Source organism: Cyclobacteriaceae bacterium (assembly GCA_030584025.1).
In the GTDB taxonomy this organism is placed as follows: Bacteria; Bacteroidota; Bacteroidia; order Cytophagales; family Cyclobacteriaceae; genus UBA2336.
The window spans coordinates 4,047,392-4,063,355 of sequence record CP129487.1; the positions used below are offsets into that span (position 1 = coordinate 4,047,392).

15 protein-coding genes are annotated in these 15,964 nt (G+C 45.4%); 6 read left to right on the plus strand and 9 right to left on the minus strand.

Going from position 1 to position 15,964, the window contains the following annotated elements:
• The 3 genes from QY309_18325 to QY309_18335 all read right to left on the minus strand — a co-directional run bounded on the left by QY309_18325 (window position 1) and on the right by QY309_18335 (window position 4,313).
• Entirely contained in the window at window positions 1-1,542 is a 1,542-nt protein-coding gene (locus QY309_18325) for a glycine--tRNA ligase (GenBank protein ID WKZ59803.1), read from the minus strand.
• A 65-nt stretch (window positions 1,543-1,607) separates the two neighbouring features.
• Window positions 1,608-2,879: a HAMP domain-containing sensor histidine kinase gene (locus tag QY309_18330; protein ID WKZ59804.1), complete on the minus strand. Its 1,272-nt coding sequence runs from the start codon at window positions 2,877-2,879 to the stop codon at window positions 1,608-1,610.
• Between the two features lie 138 nt (window positions 2,880-3,017).
• On the minus strand, window positions 3,018-4,313 hold the full coding sequence (locus QY309_18335) for a HAMP domain-containing sensor histidine kinase (protein ID WKZ59805.1): 1,296 nt from the start codon (window positions 4,311-4,313) through the stop codon (window positions 3,018-3,020).
• A gap of 117 nt (window positions 4,314-4,430) precedes the next feature.
• Here QY309_18335 and QY309_18340 point away from each other — a divergent pair, with 117 nt between their 5' ends.
• Both QY309_18340 and QY309_18345 read left to right on the plus strand, forming a co-directional pair.
• Window positions 4,431-5,294, plus strand: a complete 864-nt coding sequence (locus QY309_18340) for a universal stress protein (GenBank protein ID WKZ59806.1) — start codon at window positions 4,431-4,433, stop codon at window positions 5,292-5,294.
• The gene (locus tag QY309_18345; protein WKZ59807.1) at window positions 5,287-6,570 is read left to right on the plus strand and encodes a cation:proton antiporter; all 1,284 of its coding nucleotides are present in this window, start codon (window positions 5,287-5,289) and stop codon (window positions 6,568-6,570) included. Before QY309_18340 ends, QY309_18345 begins: the two co-directional genes overlap by 8 nt.
• A 2-nt stretch (window positions 6,571-6,572) precedes the next feature.
• On the opposite strand, the gene QY309_18350 is transcribed toward QY309_18345, so the two are convergent.
• Both QY309_18350 and mazG read right to left on the minus strand, forming a co-directional pair.
• Entirely contained in the window at window positions 6,573-6,902 is a 330-nt protein-coding gene (locus QY309_18350) for an SdpI family protein (GenBank protein ID WKZ59808.1), read from the minus strand.
• Between the two features lie 12 nt (window positions 6,903-6,914).
• On the minus strand, window positions 6,915-7,754 hold the full coding sequence (mazG, locus tag QY309_18355) for a nucleoside triphosphate pyrophosphohydrolase (protein ID WKZ59809.1): 840 nt from the start codon (window positions 7,752-7,754) through the stop codon (window positions 6,915-6,917).
• Window positions 7,755-7,837: 83 nt separating this feature from the next.
• Between mazG and QY309_18360 the strand changes: the two genes are divergently transcribed.
• From QY309_18360 to QY309_18370, 3 genes are all read left to right on the plus strand, one after another.
• The gene (locus QY309_18360) at window positions 7,838-8,074 is read left to right on the plus strand and encodes a hypothetical protein (protein WKZ59810.1); all 237 of its coding nucleotides are present in this window, start codon (window positions 7,838-7,840) and stop codon (window positions 8,072-8,074) included.
• 62 nt (window positions 8,075-8,136) lie between these two features.
• Complete coding sequence (gene glmM, locus QY309_18365; GenBank protein ID WKZ59811.1) at window positions 8,137-9,528, plus strand: phosphoglucosamine mutase; 1,392 nt, start codon at window positions 8,137-8,139, stop codon at window positions 9,526-9,528.
• A gap of 296 nt (window positions 9,529-9,824) precedes the next feature.
• The gene (locus QY309_18370; protein ID WKZ59812.1) at window positions 9,825-10,964 is read left to right on the plus strand and encodes a cysteine desulfurase family protein; all 1,140 of its coding nucleotides are present in this window, start codon (window positions 9,825-9,827) and stop codon (window positions 10,962-10,964) included.
• On the opposite strand, the gene QY309_18375 is transcribed toward QY309_18370, so the two are convergent.
• Entirely contained in the window at window positions 10,965-12,260 is a 1,296-nt protein-coding gene (locus tag QY309_18375; protein WKZ59813.1) for an acetyl-CoA hydrolase/transferase C-terminal domain-containing protein, read from the minus strand. It abuts the gene before it with no gap.
• A gap of 90 nt (window positions 12,261-12,350) precedes the next feature.
• Between QY309_18375 and QY309_18380 the strand changes: the two genes are divergently transcribed.
• The gene (locus QY309_18380) at window positions 12,351-13,142 is read left to right on the plus strand and encodes a DUF2520 domain-containing protein (protein ID WKZ59814.1); all 792 of its coding nucleotides are present in this window, start codon (window positions 12,351-12,353) and stop codon (window positions 13,140-13,142) included.
• Window positions 13,143-13,150: 8 nt separating this feature from the next.
• Here the strand turns inward: QY309_18380 and QY309_18385 are convergent, their stop codons facing one another.
• The 3 genes from QY309_18385 to QY309_18395 all read right to left on the minus strand — a co-directional run bounded on the left by QY309_18385 (window position 13,151) and on the right by QY309_18395 (window position 15,277).
• Window positions 13,151-13,645, minus strand: coding sequence for a GyrI-like domain-containing protein (locus QY309_18385; protein WKZ59815.1), 495 nt, complete (start codon window positions 13,643-13,645; stop codon window positions 13,151-13,153).
• Between the two features lie 15 nt (window positions 13,646-13,660).
• A complete protein-coding gene (locus QY309_18390; GenBank protein WKZ59816.1) occupies window positions 13,661-14,776 on the minus strand; it encodes an MBL fold metallo-hydrolase in 1,116 nt (371 codons plus the stop codon).
• Between the two features lie 120 nt (window positions 14,777-14,896).
• Window positions 14,897-15,277, minus strand: coding sequence for a DUF4406 domain-containing protein (locus QY309_18395; protein WKZ59817.1), 381 nt, complete (start codon window positions 15,275-15,277; stop codon window positions 14,897-14,899).
• Window positions 15,278-15,964 lie beyond the last annotated feature (687 nt).

Consider the following 15,964-nt stretch of genomic DNA (forward strand, 5'->3'; position numbering starts at 1 on the left):
TTAAATCCTTTTCAGGATGTTATTGATGGAACAAGCTTGTGTGAGCGTATCCTTTAGCGAGCTGACCGGAACGCGTTCCTGTTCCATCGTATCGCGGTGGCGAATGGTTACGGTGTTGTCCTGAAGCGTTTGGTGATCAACCGTTACACAGTAGGGGGTGCCGATGGCGTCCTGCCTACGGTAGCGTTTTCCAATGGCATCTTTTTCTTCATAGAAGCAACGCACATGAAATTTCAACTCGTTCATGATTTCCATCGCCTTTTCAGGAAGCCCGTCTTTTTTGGTGAGCGGAAGTATGGCAACCTTGTTGGGTGCCAACGGGGCAGGAATACGCAACACCACACGCTCACTGCCATCGGCCAGTTTTTCTTCTTTGTATGAAGTAGAAAGTACAGCGAGAAACATCCGGTCGAGACCAATGGAAGTTTCAACTACATATGGTATGTAATTCTGATTGTCTTCCGGATCAAAGTACTGCAGTTTTTTGCCGCTGTATTTTTCGTGGCTTTTTAAGTCAAAGTCGGTGCGTGAATGAATGCCCTCAAGCTCGCGGAAGCCCATCGGGAAATTGAACTGGATATCACAAGCTGCGTTTGCGTAGTGCGCCAGGTTCAGGTGATCGTGGAAGCGATAGTTCTCTTCACCCAAGCCGAGCGCTTTGTGCCATTTCATGCGCTTCTCCTTCCAGAACTCGTACCATTTCATTTCTTCGCCCGGCTTCACAAAAAACTGCATTTCCATTTGTTCAAATTCGCGCATACGGAAAATGAACTGGCGCGCTACAATCTCATTTCGAAATGCTTTACCAATTTGCGCGATGCCGAACGGTATTTTCATGCGCCCGGTTTTTTGCACGTTTAAAAAGTTTACAAAAATCCCTTGAGCCGTTTCGGGGCGGAGGTAAATCTTGTTGGCATCATCGGCTACCGAGCCCATTTCTGTTGAAAACATCAGGTTGAACTGGCGTACATCTGTCCAGTTGCGCGAGCCGGAAATCGGATCGGCTATTTCCAGGTCAATGATCAGTTGCTTCAGGGCTTCCATGTTTCCGGAACCCAACGCATCTTTCATTTTGTCATTTACCTCATCAATCTTTTTTTGATACTCTATCACACGCGCATTGGTAGTCACAAACATGTTGCGATCAAAGTTTTCAAAGCGTTTGGCAGCCTTTTCAACTTCCTTTTCAATTTTTTCTTCCAACTTTTCAATGTAGCCTTCAATCAGCTGATCAGCACGGTAGCGCTTTTTCGAATCTTTATTATCGATCATCGGATCGTTAAACGCATCTACGTGGCCGGAGGCTTTCCAGGTAGTGGGGTGCATGAAAATGGCGGCATCGATGCCCACAATGTTTTCGTGGAGCATGGTCATGAATTTCCACCAGTACTCCTTAATATTATTCTTCAGTTCTGCGCCATTCTGACCGTAGTCGTACACGGCACTGAGTCCGTCATAAATCTCGCTGGAAGGAAAAATAAACCCATACTCCTTGGCATGGGCGATCACATTCTTAAACAGGTTGTCTTCTTGATTCGCCATAAGGCGCAAATATAAGACTTGGGTGAATGATTACCGGATTCTCCCAAAAACTTCCGCAGAAGCTATTAAGCCGGCACTGTAAAGGTAAAGGTGCTGCCCTTTCGGGGATGGGAATTTAAGTGAATTGATCCGGCCAGTTTGGAAGTAGTCTCCTTTACAATATAGAGTCCTAACCCCGAACCCTGCGAAGATTCATTGCCCCGGTAGAACATATCGAACACCCGCTTTTGAATTTCAGGGGCAATGCCCTGGCCATTATCTTCTACACTAAAGGAGTGTGAGGTGTTAACGGCATGGTGTTGCAGGCGAATGTACGGTTCTTCTTTTCGCAAATCGTGATAGCGGATGGCGTTGGAAATCAAATTGGAAAGAATGACGTGAATCCTTCGGGTATCACTTTGAATGATCAGGTCTTCCGGAATTTCATTTTTAAACGTAATCACTTGCGCTTCAGGTGTATATTTCAGTGCTTCCCAAATCTCGTTAGCCAATTCATGTACCCGAATTCTTTCGCGTGTAATCTCCAGGCGGTTGTTTCGGGAATAGTCGGTGATGTCCTTGATAAATTTATTCAACGTGTTCACCCGGCTCTCCATCATGCCCAGGTACCGCTTTACCTCTTGCGGATTTTCGTTGTCTCTCGCCAGATTAATCAATCCGGCAACAGACGATAACGGAGCCCGCAAATCATGCGATGTGCTGTACACAAAGCGGTCAAGTTCTTCGTTGAGTTTTTTAAGCATACGGTTGCTGTTCACCAACTCGCGACCGTTATGATGATTCAAACTGATCAGCAAATAAATGGCAAGGATGGAAGTGGGCAGTGCCACGGCAAAATTGATCAGAAAATTGGCCATCAATTCCTGCTCGGAGTACATCCGCTTTGGTAAGATGGAGAAATCGCCAAAGTAGGCCAGCACAAACAAACTATACGTTAGTGCGGCCAGGTTAACGGCTATAAACCGTTGCTTGTAATTAAACACAGCAAAGGCGCCCAGCGCTATGGGTATAAACAGAATGTAGGCTCCCGTTGCCGGGGCTTCGCTTGAAGCAAACAGGTAAACCACAAAATTGAGTGTAGGAAAAATAATGTAGTAGGCGGTGCAATGCTTTCCTCTTCTGTGCAGCCCGATTGCCAGACTGAGCATACCAATACAAAACAGGTATACGGGTATGGGTTTGTATAAATCCCAACTTAGATCAATTAGCGTATAGATGAAGCACACCATGATCGCGATCAGCGCAAAGTGCCCCGAAAGGATCACCTGCCGGTACTCCGTCCACGAATCGATGTAATTGTTTTTGCCTATTATGAGGTTACGGATAGCCCTTTTCATACTGTTATTAAAACCAACGTGCAAAGGTATTTTAAGGCATCCGCCCGAAAGTTTTCATCTGCCACCGGATATGGTGGATGCAAGATTCTTTGAAGATTTTAAGGTTTTTGAGGCCTGTGGATCGAAAATGAGTAGGATTTAATTTTTAGGCAGTATAATCCTGAATCGGGTGCCCTTTCCCAGCTCCGATTCCACAGTGATTTGGCCTCCCAGCTTCTTTACGGCCTCACGGGCAATGTACAATCCGAGGCCCGATCCCTTTGAGTTTTCGGATGCCCGGTAAAACATATCGAATATTTTCTCATGGTGATCGGGCTTTATGCCAACACCATTGTCTTCCACCAGAATTTCGCAATGGTTGTTTTCATTTTGCACCTGTATGCGCACATAACGTTCGGCCTTATGGCGATCGTGATATTTCAGTGCATTCGAAACCAGGTTGTTCAGCACAATTTTAAGGCGGACTTTGTCGGTTTTCAGGGAATAGTTTTCCGGAATGTCGGTTTTTATTTTTACCGATGATACTTCTTCAGCATAGCGCAGGTTATCCATGATCTCCCGAATGATGTCGTTCAGGTTTGTGTCTTCGGGGTCGTGGTTCAGTCGTGCATTTCGGGAGTAGTCAATAATATCGCGAATGAATTTTTCCTGGGCATCGATGCGGTTGCGCATCATGGAAAGCAACGTTGCGGTTTCCTCTGCGTTTGTTGTCTTTTCAGCAAGTGTTACCAGGCCCATCAGTGAACTAAGGGGCGCACGCAAATCGTGCGAAACACTGTATACAAACCGATCAAGCTCCGTGTTGCTTTGTTTTAATTCTTCTGTGAGTTGAAGTAGCCGTGATTCATTTTCCCGTAGCGACTTTTCAACATGGTAATTGATGTTGATGAGAAAGTAAATAATCAATACCGAAACCGTAGTTGCGATTACATAATTGATCAGAAAATACAAATCGTCAGTAGCATCTGTACCAGGCACCTCGGGCAGAATGGTGAAGTCGGATAGAAAGGCTAGTAAAAAAAGGGTTACGCCAAGGATCACAAACCCAAAAGCATAATACCACTCCTGATAACTAAACAAAACAATAGAAGAGAGTGCGACAGGTAAAAAGAAAATATAAACACCACTGGATGGTGGTTCAGAAGCCGCAAATAAATAGATAATGATATTGGCTGAAAGGGTGATGACGATAGTGGCTAAGCGGTAATGGCGGGCCCGGTTCAAAAAAAAGGCAAGCAGTCCAACCGCAGCAATGAGTGAATACATCGGCACGTTGCGGTATATCGAGTAGGCTATGTCAATTCCTACATAACCAATACCGGTAAAAAACATCATCAAGGCAATCTGCCCCCGCAACAATGCCTGTTTATACAGCTTGAGCGAAGGGATGATTGTTTTTCCGATGATGAAATCCCGCAACGGTCTTGATCGCATGCTTAAATCCTTTCGCTTGAAAGTAAAAAACTAAATTCAATTGCTAAAATCGATTCACGGAAGTTATGCCGGGATTATCAATTATCTTGCGTATCATTAACTGACTAATTTATTGCTGTGACTCCGCTATTCAAGAAGATCGGTCTGGCCATTGCCTTTTCTCCGCGTGTGGAAGCCATGCTGGCTGAAACCATTCGGTTGAAAAATACCTGGGAGGCTGAACTTGTGCTGATTCATGTGGGGGAGCATGGTGATACAGAGAAGCACACATTAGATAAATTGTTAAGCAAACATAACCTGTCGGCAGCTGATGTTACGGTGTGTTGGCGCAAAGGAAAACCGGCCAACGAAATTCTGAAAACTTGTCAGGAGCAACAGATTGACTTACTGGTTACGGGGGCGTTGCGCAAGGAGGGATTGGTGCAACACTATGTGGGTTCCATTGCGCGTAAAATTTTACGCAAAGCAAATTGTTCGGTGTTAACATTAATTCAACCTTCTGTTACACCAGCATCTTTTGATAACATTGTGGTGAGCGCAGATGATCATGTATTGACACAGGAAACCTTACGACAGGCATGTGTATTTGCCAATCGTGAACACGCGCGGTGGCTGCACGTAGCACGCGAAGTAAAGCTTTATGGTCTCTCCATGTCTTCAGCCGATCAGGCTACTGAGGAAGAATATACACAACTCAGGCATAAACTGGTAGAAGACGAGATCGATCATGTGCAGCGATTGTTGGGGAAGGCTAATCATGCGGGATTAAAAATCAACATTAAAATATTATCCGGAAAATCGGGTTTTGAATTGGCGCAGTTTGCTAAACGAAAGAATGCAAACCTGTTGATAGTCTCAGCACCGCCCCGCAGACTAATGCTACTAGATCGGATATTTCCGCACGACCTGGAGTATGTGTTCGCTGAATTGCCTTGTAACCTGCTTATTGTAAACCCCGGTAAAGAGCACGCGCATGGATAAGCTTACCTCAAAAGAAATTATTTTGTTGCTGGTGCAGCTTGGCGTGTTGCTGGCCTGCAGCAGGTTCTTTGCTGAGTTGGCGCGAAGAGTTAAGCAGCCCGCTGTGTTGGGTGAAATTATTGCCGGCATTGTGTTGGGACCAACCTTATTGGGCGCGGTAGCACCTGATTTTTTTAACAGCTTGTTTCCGATGGAAGGCTTGTCGCGACTGGTGTTGGATGGGCTGGTGCAGCTTTCTATTGTGTTGTTGCTTTTTATTGCTGGCCTCGAAGTAGACCTGCATATTGTTTGGCAGCAAGGCAAGAAATCGCTTGTGGTAAGTTTCTTCTCACTGGTAATTCCATTTATTGTTGGATTTCTGGTGGCCTATACCACCCCTCAATTTTTTGGCGTGGCAGAAGATGATGCGCTGATATTTTCTCTGTTCATGGCTACCGTGATGGGCATGACCGCTCTTCCGGTTATCGCACGAATTTTAATGGATCTGGATCTGTTCAAAAGCTCAATGGGTATGCTGATTATTTCCAGCGCCATGATTGTGGACTTGGTTTGCTGGATGATCTTCAGCATCATCTTAACCATGATGGGAAGCGGACATCAGGAACATTCATTAAGTCGTACCATTTGGATGACGATTGGATTCACCGGCATCATGCTTACGATTGGACGGGGCATTATCAATTATTTGCTACCATACGTTAACCGTTTTCTGGCCTGGCCGGGTGGGTTACTCTCTTTGTCGCTCGTGCTTTGCTTTTTATCGGCTGCTTTTACTGAGTACATTGGTATTCACGCCATCTTCGGAGCTTTTATTGCGGGCGTGGTGTTGGGCGATTCAGAACACATGAGCGAACGCGCCAAAGAAATTCTGCATCAGTTTATCAATAACATTTTCGCGCCATTGTTTTTTGTGTCGATTGGACTTTACCTCAATTTAGTCGTGAGCTTCAGCTTACCACTTGTAGTGGTTATTTTCATTCTCGCCTTCATCGGAAAAGGAATCGGTGCAACGGTCGGTGCGCGCATAAGCGGACTGAAGACCTCTCAATCATTGGCTGTCGGTATGGGTATGAATACACACGGTACACTCGAAATCATATTGAGTACGATTGCCTTGCAGGCCGGATTAATCAGCGAAGAAATTTTCGTGGCGATATTGCTCACAGTTATCACCACGATATTGCTTTCAGCACCCGCAGTAAAATATGCTATTGAACTAGAGGTAAGCAGGAACCCCTTTCAGCGGTTCGTAAAAAAGATGTTCCGAGAGAAGTAAATTTAAAATCCACTCTTTTTCAGATGCACCTCGGTGAGGGGGATAACCGCAATTACACCAGCCACCAAGACTCCGGTTGTCCAGAGAATGGCATCGTTGGCAGGCAATAGCGACCACAACACCACCTGCACCAAACAGATGAATGCGGCAATAACCACAAAGGCATTTGATGAATAGCGGTTGGCACAATCCCACGCTTCCTGACTTTTCATCGAACGGGGCGTACGATACCCGTAGATGTGATTAATCTTTTTTGCCGGAAAACGTTTAAACAAAACGGCCAGCACAAGAATGAGCGGCCCCAGCATCAGGTTAAGTAAAAGGGTTGTCATATTTCAACAAAATCAAATCGTATTCTGTCCGCTGCTTACGGCCAACTTTTTGGCTCTTTCCCAATACACATCCATCTCATCAAGGGTCATTTCCCCCAACTTCTTTCCATCTTTAGCCGACTCAGTTTCAAGATACTGAAAGCGCTTTATAAATTTTTTATTGGTACGCTCCAGTGCCTCTTCCGGGTCGATGTTGATGAAGCGGGCATAATTTACCAGCGAGAACAGCAGATCGCCAAATTCAGCAGTAGCTTTTTCTTTGTCGATTTTTTCTGCTTCCGTAGCGTTGAATTCATTTTTGAATTCACGCATTTCTTCTTCTACTTTTTCCCACACCTGCTCCTTCTTTTCCCAATCGAACCCAACGCCACGGGCTTTATCCTGTATACGAATGGCTTTTACCATGGCAGGCAGTGATTTGGGCACGCCTTCCAACACCGATTTGTTTCCTGATTTGAGTTTTATTTTTTCCCAGTTTGCTTTCACTGTTTCTTCATCGTTGGCCACTACATCGCCATAAATATGCGGGTGTCGCTCCACCAGTTTATCGCAGATGGCATTCATCACATCGGCTATATCAAATGCACCTTTCTCGGAAGCAATTCGTGCATAGAATACATTATGCAGCATCAGGTCTCCTAACTCTTTTTTCACCTCATTCAAATCACCCTCCAGAATGGCATCGGAAAGTTCGTAGGTTTCTTCAATAGTCAGGTGGCGCAGACTTTCCAGGGTTTGTTTTTTATCCCACGGGCAGTTTTCGCGCAGTTCATTCATGGTGGTGAGCAGGCGGTTAAAAGCCTCCAATTTGGATGCTCTGTTGGGGTCGGGTGTTGAAAATGGTTTTTTCATTACACGTAAACTTATCAGACAACGGTGTTGTTGTATCTTTGTGCAAGGTAAAAAATACCTGTATTCATCAATCCTGTTTTATCATGGCTGTCTTTTTACTTACCCTTAGTGTTCTGGCCCTGTTTTTTATCCTGATGTCGGTGCGTTTGATTTTCATCAAAGGCGGTGAATTCAAAGGAACCTGCGCATCGCAAAGTCCTTTTTTGAATAAGGATGGGGAGACTTGCAACTTCTGTGGCAAAACCCTCAGCGCTGCTGATCAGGCTTGCGGCAACCCGGGTGGAGAGCCCCCGGCAATGCCCAATGTGAAAAAAGTCTGATTACCGAGTCTCAAAAGCCTTTACAAAACTATCTTTGACGCAGATTTCTTAATCCGATACCTGTGTCATTAATCAAATCCATTTCCGGCATCCGGGGTACCATTGGTGGTAAACCCGGTGATAACTTAACTCCTGTTGATGTTGTAAAATTTGCAGCCGCCTATGGCAGTTGGATCATCGCGCGCAAAGGAAAAAAAGTGGTGATCGGTCGCGATGCCCGTCTTTCGGGCGAGATGGTGAGCGCGTTGGTTTGTTCTACGTTACAAGGTCTGGGATTAGATGTAATTGATCTTGGATTATCCACCACGCCAACGGTAGAAATTGCAGTGCCACTTGAAAAAGCAGGTGGAGGCATTATCCTAACCGCCAGTCATAATCCCATACAATGGAATGCGCTGAAGTTGCTGAATGAAAAAGGAGAATTTATTTCGGCTGCCGATGGGGCAGAAGTATTGCGTATTGCCGAAGCAGAAGAATTTTCATTTACTGAAGTCGGCAAACTAGGAAAGTATACCCGCAACGATTCGTACATCAAAAAACACATCGACCTGATTTTAAAAAGCAAGTGGGTGGATGTGAACGCAATCAAGAAAGCAAAGTTTACGATTGCTGTGGACGCGGTTAACTCGACCGGTGGTATTTCAGTGCCCTTGTTGTTGAAAAAACTGGGCGTGAAAAAAGTAGTGGAGTTGTACTGTGAGCCTAACGGTAAATTCCCACACAATCCTGAACCGCTTCCTGAAAATATTAAAGCCATTTGTGCTGCGGTAAAGAAAAGTAAGTGTCACCTCGGTATTGTGGTTGATCCGGATGTGGATCGCCTTGCCCTGGTGCAGGAAGATGGGAAACCATTTGGCGAAGAGTATACGCTGGTGGCTGTTGCTGATTATATTCTCAAAAAGAAGAAAGGGAATACGGTTTCCAATTTATCGTCAACGCGTGCATTACGCGATGTGACTGAGCAAGCAGGCGGAAAATATACAGCGGCATCAGTCGGTGAGGTGAATGTGGTGAATGTGATGAAGGAGACAAAAGCCGTTATTGGTGGTGAAGGAAATGGTGGCGTGATTTTTCCTGAATTGCATTACGGTCGTGATGCGCTGATGGGCATTGCCTTGTTTTTATCACATCTCGCAAAATCCGGATTGAAAGCCTCTGCTTTACGAAAAACCTATCCGGATTATTTTATTTCAAAAAATAAAATTGAACTCACACCCGGCATTGATGTGGATGCTGTGCTGGAAGCTGTTAAAAAGAAATACATGCATGAAAAAATCAACACAGCGGATGGCGTAAAGATTGATTTCGAAGCCAGTAAGGAGTGGGTGCATTTACGCAAATCCAACACAGAGCCCATCATCCGCATCTATGCCGAATCTCAGGATTCCAAAAAAGCGGATGCGTTGGCAAAGCGAATTATGGGTGATATCCGGAGTGCAATTGACGGTAAGTAAGATTGACATTCAACCCCTGCCTCCGGCAGTCAGGCTTTCAGGTTGTTGTTGGGTATTTTGCTTTTGTCCATCGATTGCACCCTAGTTAAAACATCAAGTCCTCCGGACTTGTCATTAGATTCACTTCTTAGTTGCTGTCCATCGAAGGAGTCCGAAGGGCTCTAATGTTCAAAGCCTTGAGCGCAGCTCAAGGCAGTTTATGATAATAATCACCAATCCCTTTGGGGTTGAATGTGATTTTCACCCTATCCATATCCATAAAGAGTGTTATTTTTGCCCCGAAATCGTTTGAAAACATGCGCATTTACCTCGATAACGCGGCTACCACCCCTCTCGACCCCGAAGTTTTTGAAGCCATGAAGCCCTTCATGCTCGAAGATTTTGGCAATCCATCCTCTACACATGCCCACGGGCGCAAGGTGCGCGCGGCCATCGAGTCGTCACGTAAAAAGATTGCAGAACTACTGCATTGCTCACCCGGTGAAATCATTTTCACTTCGGGTGGTACCGAAGCCGACAATGCTATCCTGACCTGTGCTGCGGAAACCTATAACATCAAACACATCATTTCATCCCCCATCGAACATCATGCGGTAACGCACACGCTTGAAAACCTGGCCAGCCATGGCAAGGCCGAACTGCACATGGTGAAGCTCGATGAAAAAGGCCACGTTGACATGAGTGACCTGGAAGCCTTATTGAAAAAATATCCGAATGCCATGGTGTCGTTGATGCATGCGAATAATGAAATCGGCAACCTGTTGGATATAAATCGTGTTGGAGAATTGTGCGAAACTTACGGTGCATTTTTTCATTCCGATACGGTACAAACCGTGGGGCACTATCATCATGATATGCGTTCATTAAAAGTGTGTGGCATGACAGCCGGTGCGCATAAGTTTCATGGCCCGAAAGGTGCAGGTTTCATGTACATCCGTAAAGACAAAAAAATTCATTCGTTTATTCATGGTGGTGCGCAGGAACGCAACATGCGTGGCGGAACCGAAAATGTATACGGCATTATCGGTTTGGCGAAGGCATTGGAAATTGCTTACCGCGAAATGGATGAGCATATGAAGCACATCACCGCGTTGAAGTCGCGCATGATTAAAAAGCTGAAAGAAAATATTCCGGGTGTGCTCTTCAATGGTGATTCTGATAACCTGGAGAGAAGTTTATACACCGTGCTGAACGTAAGTTTACCCGAGACAGACGACAGCAGCCTCTTGTTGTTTAACCTTGACCTGCAAGGTGTTTCGGCTTCAGGTGGCAGTGCGTGTTCCAGCGGAGCCACTACGGGTTCCCATGTGTTGGCGGCATTATATCCGCAATCAAAACGTGCAGCTGTTCGCTTTTCTTTCAGTAAATACAATACAGCAGAAGAAATTGACTTTGCCGTTGAGAAACTTGCTGAACTCTACAACGTAGAAGCCTGATTACTGCATGGCGTAAACGTTGCTTCCAAAACGTTTGATAATTTCCTGTTCCAGCGCCTCCCGATGATCGGGGTGTGCAATGCGCATGAGTTCGTATGCCCGCTGACGCAAATTCTTTCCGTACAGGTATGCTACTCCATATTCCGTTACCACGTAATGCATGTGTGCGCGTGTGGTTACCACGCCTGCACCTTGCTTCAGGTAAGGAACAATTTTGGAGGTGCCTTTTTTAGTGGCTGAACCTAAGGCAATAATCGGTTTACCACCTTCTGAAAGCGAAGCACCCCGGATGAAATCCATTTGTCCGCCTACACCTGAGTATTGATATGTTCCAATTGAATCGGCACACACCTGGCCGGTGATGTCAATTTCAATGGCACTATTAATGGCCACCACTTTCGGGTTGGTGCGGATGATTCTTCCATCGTTCACATATTCGGCTTCAAGAAAAGCAAATTGCGGATTGTCATCCACAAACGAATATAGGTCACGGTTGCCAATCATAAACGAGGTAACCGTTTTGCCGCGGTGTTTCTTTTTGTACTTGTTGGTGATCACGCCACGCTTTACCAGATCCATTACTCCATTTGAAAACATTTCGGTGTGAATGCCAAGGTCTTTGCAATGTGTTAAGCTTTGCAATACCGCATCGGGTATGGCACCAATGCCCATTTGCAGCGTGCTTCGATCTTCCACCAGTTCGGCTGCATATTTTCCAATCGTTCTGTCGCACTCGGTAATCGAATCGGCATAATTTACTTCGGGCAGGTTGTCATCGGTTTCAACCAGCGCATGAATCTGATGAATATCGATAAAGCCATCGCCATGCGTGCGGGGCATTTTCGGGTTTACCTGCGCAATGATGTATTTGGCATGTTTGGCGGCTGCACGAGCCACATCAACTGAAACTCCCAAAGAACATAAACCATGTTTATCAGGTGGTGAAATGTGCAACAGGGCAACATCAATCGGAAGAAGACCTTTCTCAAAAAGTTTGGAAATCTCGCTAAGGAAGATGGGAATATAATTTCCGCGACCTTCATTGATGGCACCCCGGATGTTGGACGAAACAAACAGGGAATTGATGTAGAAACTTTCAGCGTATTCGGGCTTGGCCAATTCCAATTCTCCTAATGTGCTAACGGCTATCAGTTCAACATTTTTTAATTCGTGTGCCCGTTTGGCAAGGGCTTTTAACAGGAACTGGGGTGTGGCTGCGCTGCCATGCACAAACACACGGTTTCCGGATTGAATGGCTTTAACGGCTTCGCGGGCTGAGACTATCTTGGGGTACATAACAAAACATTTATTGATCAGCACAAATAACTATACAAGTTAACACCCTGAGGATGATTTACGTCAGGTAATTCTCTAATTTTAGTCGCGATGAGTTATTCGGTATCGTTTGCGGGATCAGGAAATCTGGCGTGGCATCTGGCGCCTGCGCTGGACAATGCCGGCTATGCCGTGCGTGAAGTGTACAGCCGAAATCCGGCACACGCGGAAGCATTGGTGCAACGGTTGTATGAAGCGGAAGTAAAAGCTACGTTGGATTTTTCCACGAGTCCTTCCCGTATTTTTATCATTGCCGTTTCGGATGATGCCATTGAAGACATCGCGCGTGAAATCATTTTACCCGATGAAGCTATTCTCTTACACACTTCGGGCAGTCAGCCTTTAAGTCGGTTGGGTTACGCAGCCACACCCGACACTGGCGTGTTTTATCCGTTGCAGACCTTCAGTAAAAACCGCAAAGTTGACTTCAAAGACATTCCTGTTTTTGTGGAGAGTGAATCGGATGACGTGGAGCGCATCTTGTTGAAAATGGGGGAGGCCATCAGCAAGCATGTGCACACCATTGATTCTCCATCGCGCAAAGCCTTGCATGTGGCCGCTGTGTTTGCCTCCAATTTCACCAACCACATGCTGCGACTTTCAAACGACATTGCTGAGCAACACGACCTGGATTTCGATTGGCTAAAACCCTTGATTGCCGAAACCATCAACAAGAGTTTATCGATCGGGCCTGCACAGGCTCAAACCGGCCCTGCAAGACGTGGCGATTTCGAAACGCTGGATAACCACCTGCAATTTTTAGCGGATGATCCGAAACTTGCCGAACTGTACCGGATGATCAGTCAGCATATTGTAGATCGGTATTATGATGATAAAGACTAACCACTTGATTATGGTTTTATACTTTTCGGTTTTACCGGTATCCAAATTTCCTCTTCCGAATCCGGTGAGCCTTGCTTGTAGTTGGGCCCAAGTAATTCAAAATGTGGCCGATCATCCAACACATAAGGTGCTTGTGGAAGCCACGTTGAAAAAATGTATTGAAATGTGCTTACATCTTCATGCGATCCTTTATGCACAAAAACGGCATACTGTCCACCCGGTAGGGTAAAGGGTTCCATTCCTGAAGGCATGCTATTGAAATCCGTTACTTCAATCAACGCCCACTTTTCAAATTCGCGTGCCGGATTAAAGGCGTTGAAATATTCCGGATCGTATATCGAAAGTGAAAAGAGATCAGCGGAAACAGGATTGCTAATTTGCTTTCGATGCGGCATGAAACTGCGCCATAGTTCACCGGCTCGGTTGTTCACTAAACTGGTGGTGATGCGCTTGCCGATCAGTTTCTTTTCGGTGAGGGTTACTATGCGCGGTTGTTGATTCATAGCCCAATCTATGAACTATTGAATTTCCTCCCACCATTTTTTTGCAGGCATTTCCGGATGGTTGAGTACAATGGGTTCGCCAATACGGGGTGTGGCAACTGGCATGTTGAGTTCCGCTGCTTTTCTGGTTACTCGTTCAATCGGATCTTTCCAGGTATGAAGCGCCAACACAAAGGTGCCCCAATGGATGGGCATCATCACGTTAGCCTTCACATCAACCGCTGCCTGGGCGGTTTCTTCCGGCATCATGTGGATGTTGGCCCAGCGGGCATCATATTGTCCGCATTCCATCATGGCAAAATCAAACGGACCATACTTCTCACCAATGGTTTTAAAGTGAGGGCCATACCCGCTGTCGCCACTAAAGAAAATATTTTGTTGGCTGCTTTGAATGATCCACGATGCCCACAGCGTAGCAAACCGATCACCAAATGCCCTGCCGGAAAAATGTCGTGCGGGTGCGCACACGAATGTCAACTCTTCGTGTTTTATTTCTTCCCACCAATTGAGTTCGTGAATTTCAGCCGAGGAAACACCCCATGCGCGCAGGTGAGCACCGACACCAAGCGGGGTATAAAACTTACTTACTTTTCCTTTCAGCTTCTGTACCGATTCATAATCGAGGTGATCATAATGATCGTGCGAATAAATCACCGCATCAATATGCGGGAGCTTTTCAATGGCAATGGGCAAGCCTTGGGTAAAACGACTTTTGCCTAACCAGGGATGTGGCGATGGCGCAGGACCAAACATCGGATCAATCAAAATATTTTTCCCATTTATCTCCAGCAGGAAAGATGAATGCCCAAACCAGGTGAGTCGCGTTAGCGTGTCGGGTTTGTTTGCGATGGTCAGCGAATCAACCGGCAATACAGGCAGTGGATCTTTGGGTGTCTGGTTCGGCACACCCACTATGTAATCTTTTAAAATCGACATGATTTTGCCGAATCCCATTTCCATAGACGTGGGGATTTCGTTGACGAAAATGCCGTTTACGTAGTGCCCTGAATTTTCAAATACCTTAACCTGTTCAGCCGTGGGCTTACCACCAAACTGCGGACTGAAGCGAATGAACAGAAAGGCAGTCAACACTAGGGCCACTGCCAGGCTTGTAAGAATAAGGAATGTCACGATAAGTGCTTTTTTAAGTGTTTTCAACTGTAGGGTACGGGTATAGATGATTACTTATCGTGAAAGTCGCATGGAGGCAGTTTTTATTTTAGATTAAGAGTAAAACATGTTAACGGGCCGTTAGTTACCCGGCAAGGTGGATATTTCGGAGATATCGGAAAAAATAAGTTTACCCTTTTCCCTGCCAACCCGAACCATTTCATCGGCCCCGCTGGAAGCACCGCCTATCCGCAACACAGCATCGCAGTGCGTAATCAGCTTAACCGCGATCGGGTGAAAAATTTCATTGAAGATGTCATCACCAATTTCTTTTGACCCTGCAGCTTCAATCAAAGGCAAGGCAAACCATTCGCCCAATACCGGCATGTGCCCTTTGCGGTAAAGCTCAAGCGCGGTGTCGGTCATGGCTTTTACGTTTTGGGCAATCAATTCGGGGTTATCGTTTGTGCCCGACCGGTACGGTCCGGCTACGAGGATGAGGAGGGGTTTTGTATTAGACATGATATATGGAGTTTGTCAGGGTTGACAAACGGGTAGGAGAAGTAAAGGTTTCATTTGGAATTTACTGTAGTGCTTTTAAGTAAAATACAATGCTATTTCTAAAGCTGATTAAACTACAGGGTAAGTAAAACCAATATTAAAATCGCAAACCAAAATAGAATGAATGGCGAAAAGATTATTGTGTTTATAGTTCTGAGCTTTACAAGCCTATCAATTAATACTTCTTCATCTAAGTTTCTTGCGTAGTGTTTTTTCAAAGTTTCCTTTTTCCACAAGGGCCATAAAAATTTGTAAGTTTCAAGTCCTCTAGGCTTTCTGTCTTTAAACAGTTGCCTTAGCAGTGCCATCTGCCTAAGTGACAACCCTAAACCAACTAGTAACACCAGTCCATAAATGTAAATTATAATCGATCCGAACTTCATTTTTTATTCACTTGGTGGGTTCATTTTGTTGAATGTTATTAATTTTTGCTCACCACCCCATCCATAGGATGAACTTAAGGAGTGCTATTAGAACGATAACCCCAACAAAGACATTTGAAAATCCATACATGAGATTATCTGCTCCATCAACCGAAGGAGGGCCATCCCAAATTTCGATGAATGATTTCCGCTTACGCTTTAAAATAAAGCAAATAGGGAATTGTATTACCCACTTCGCCAGCACTCCTAAAAATTCAAAAATGTA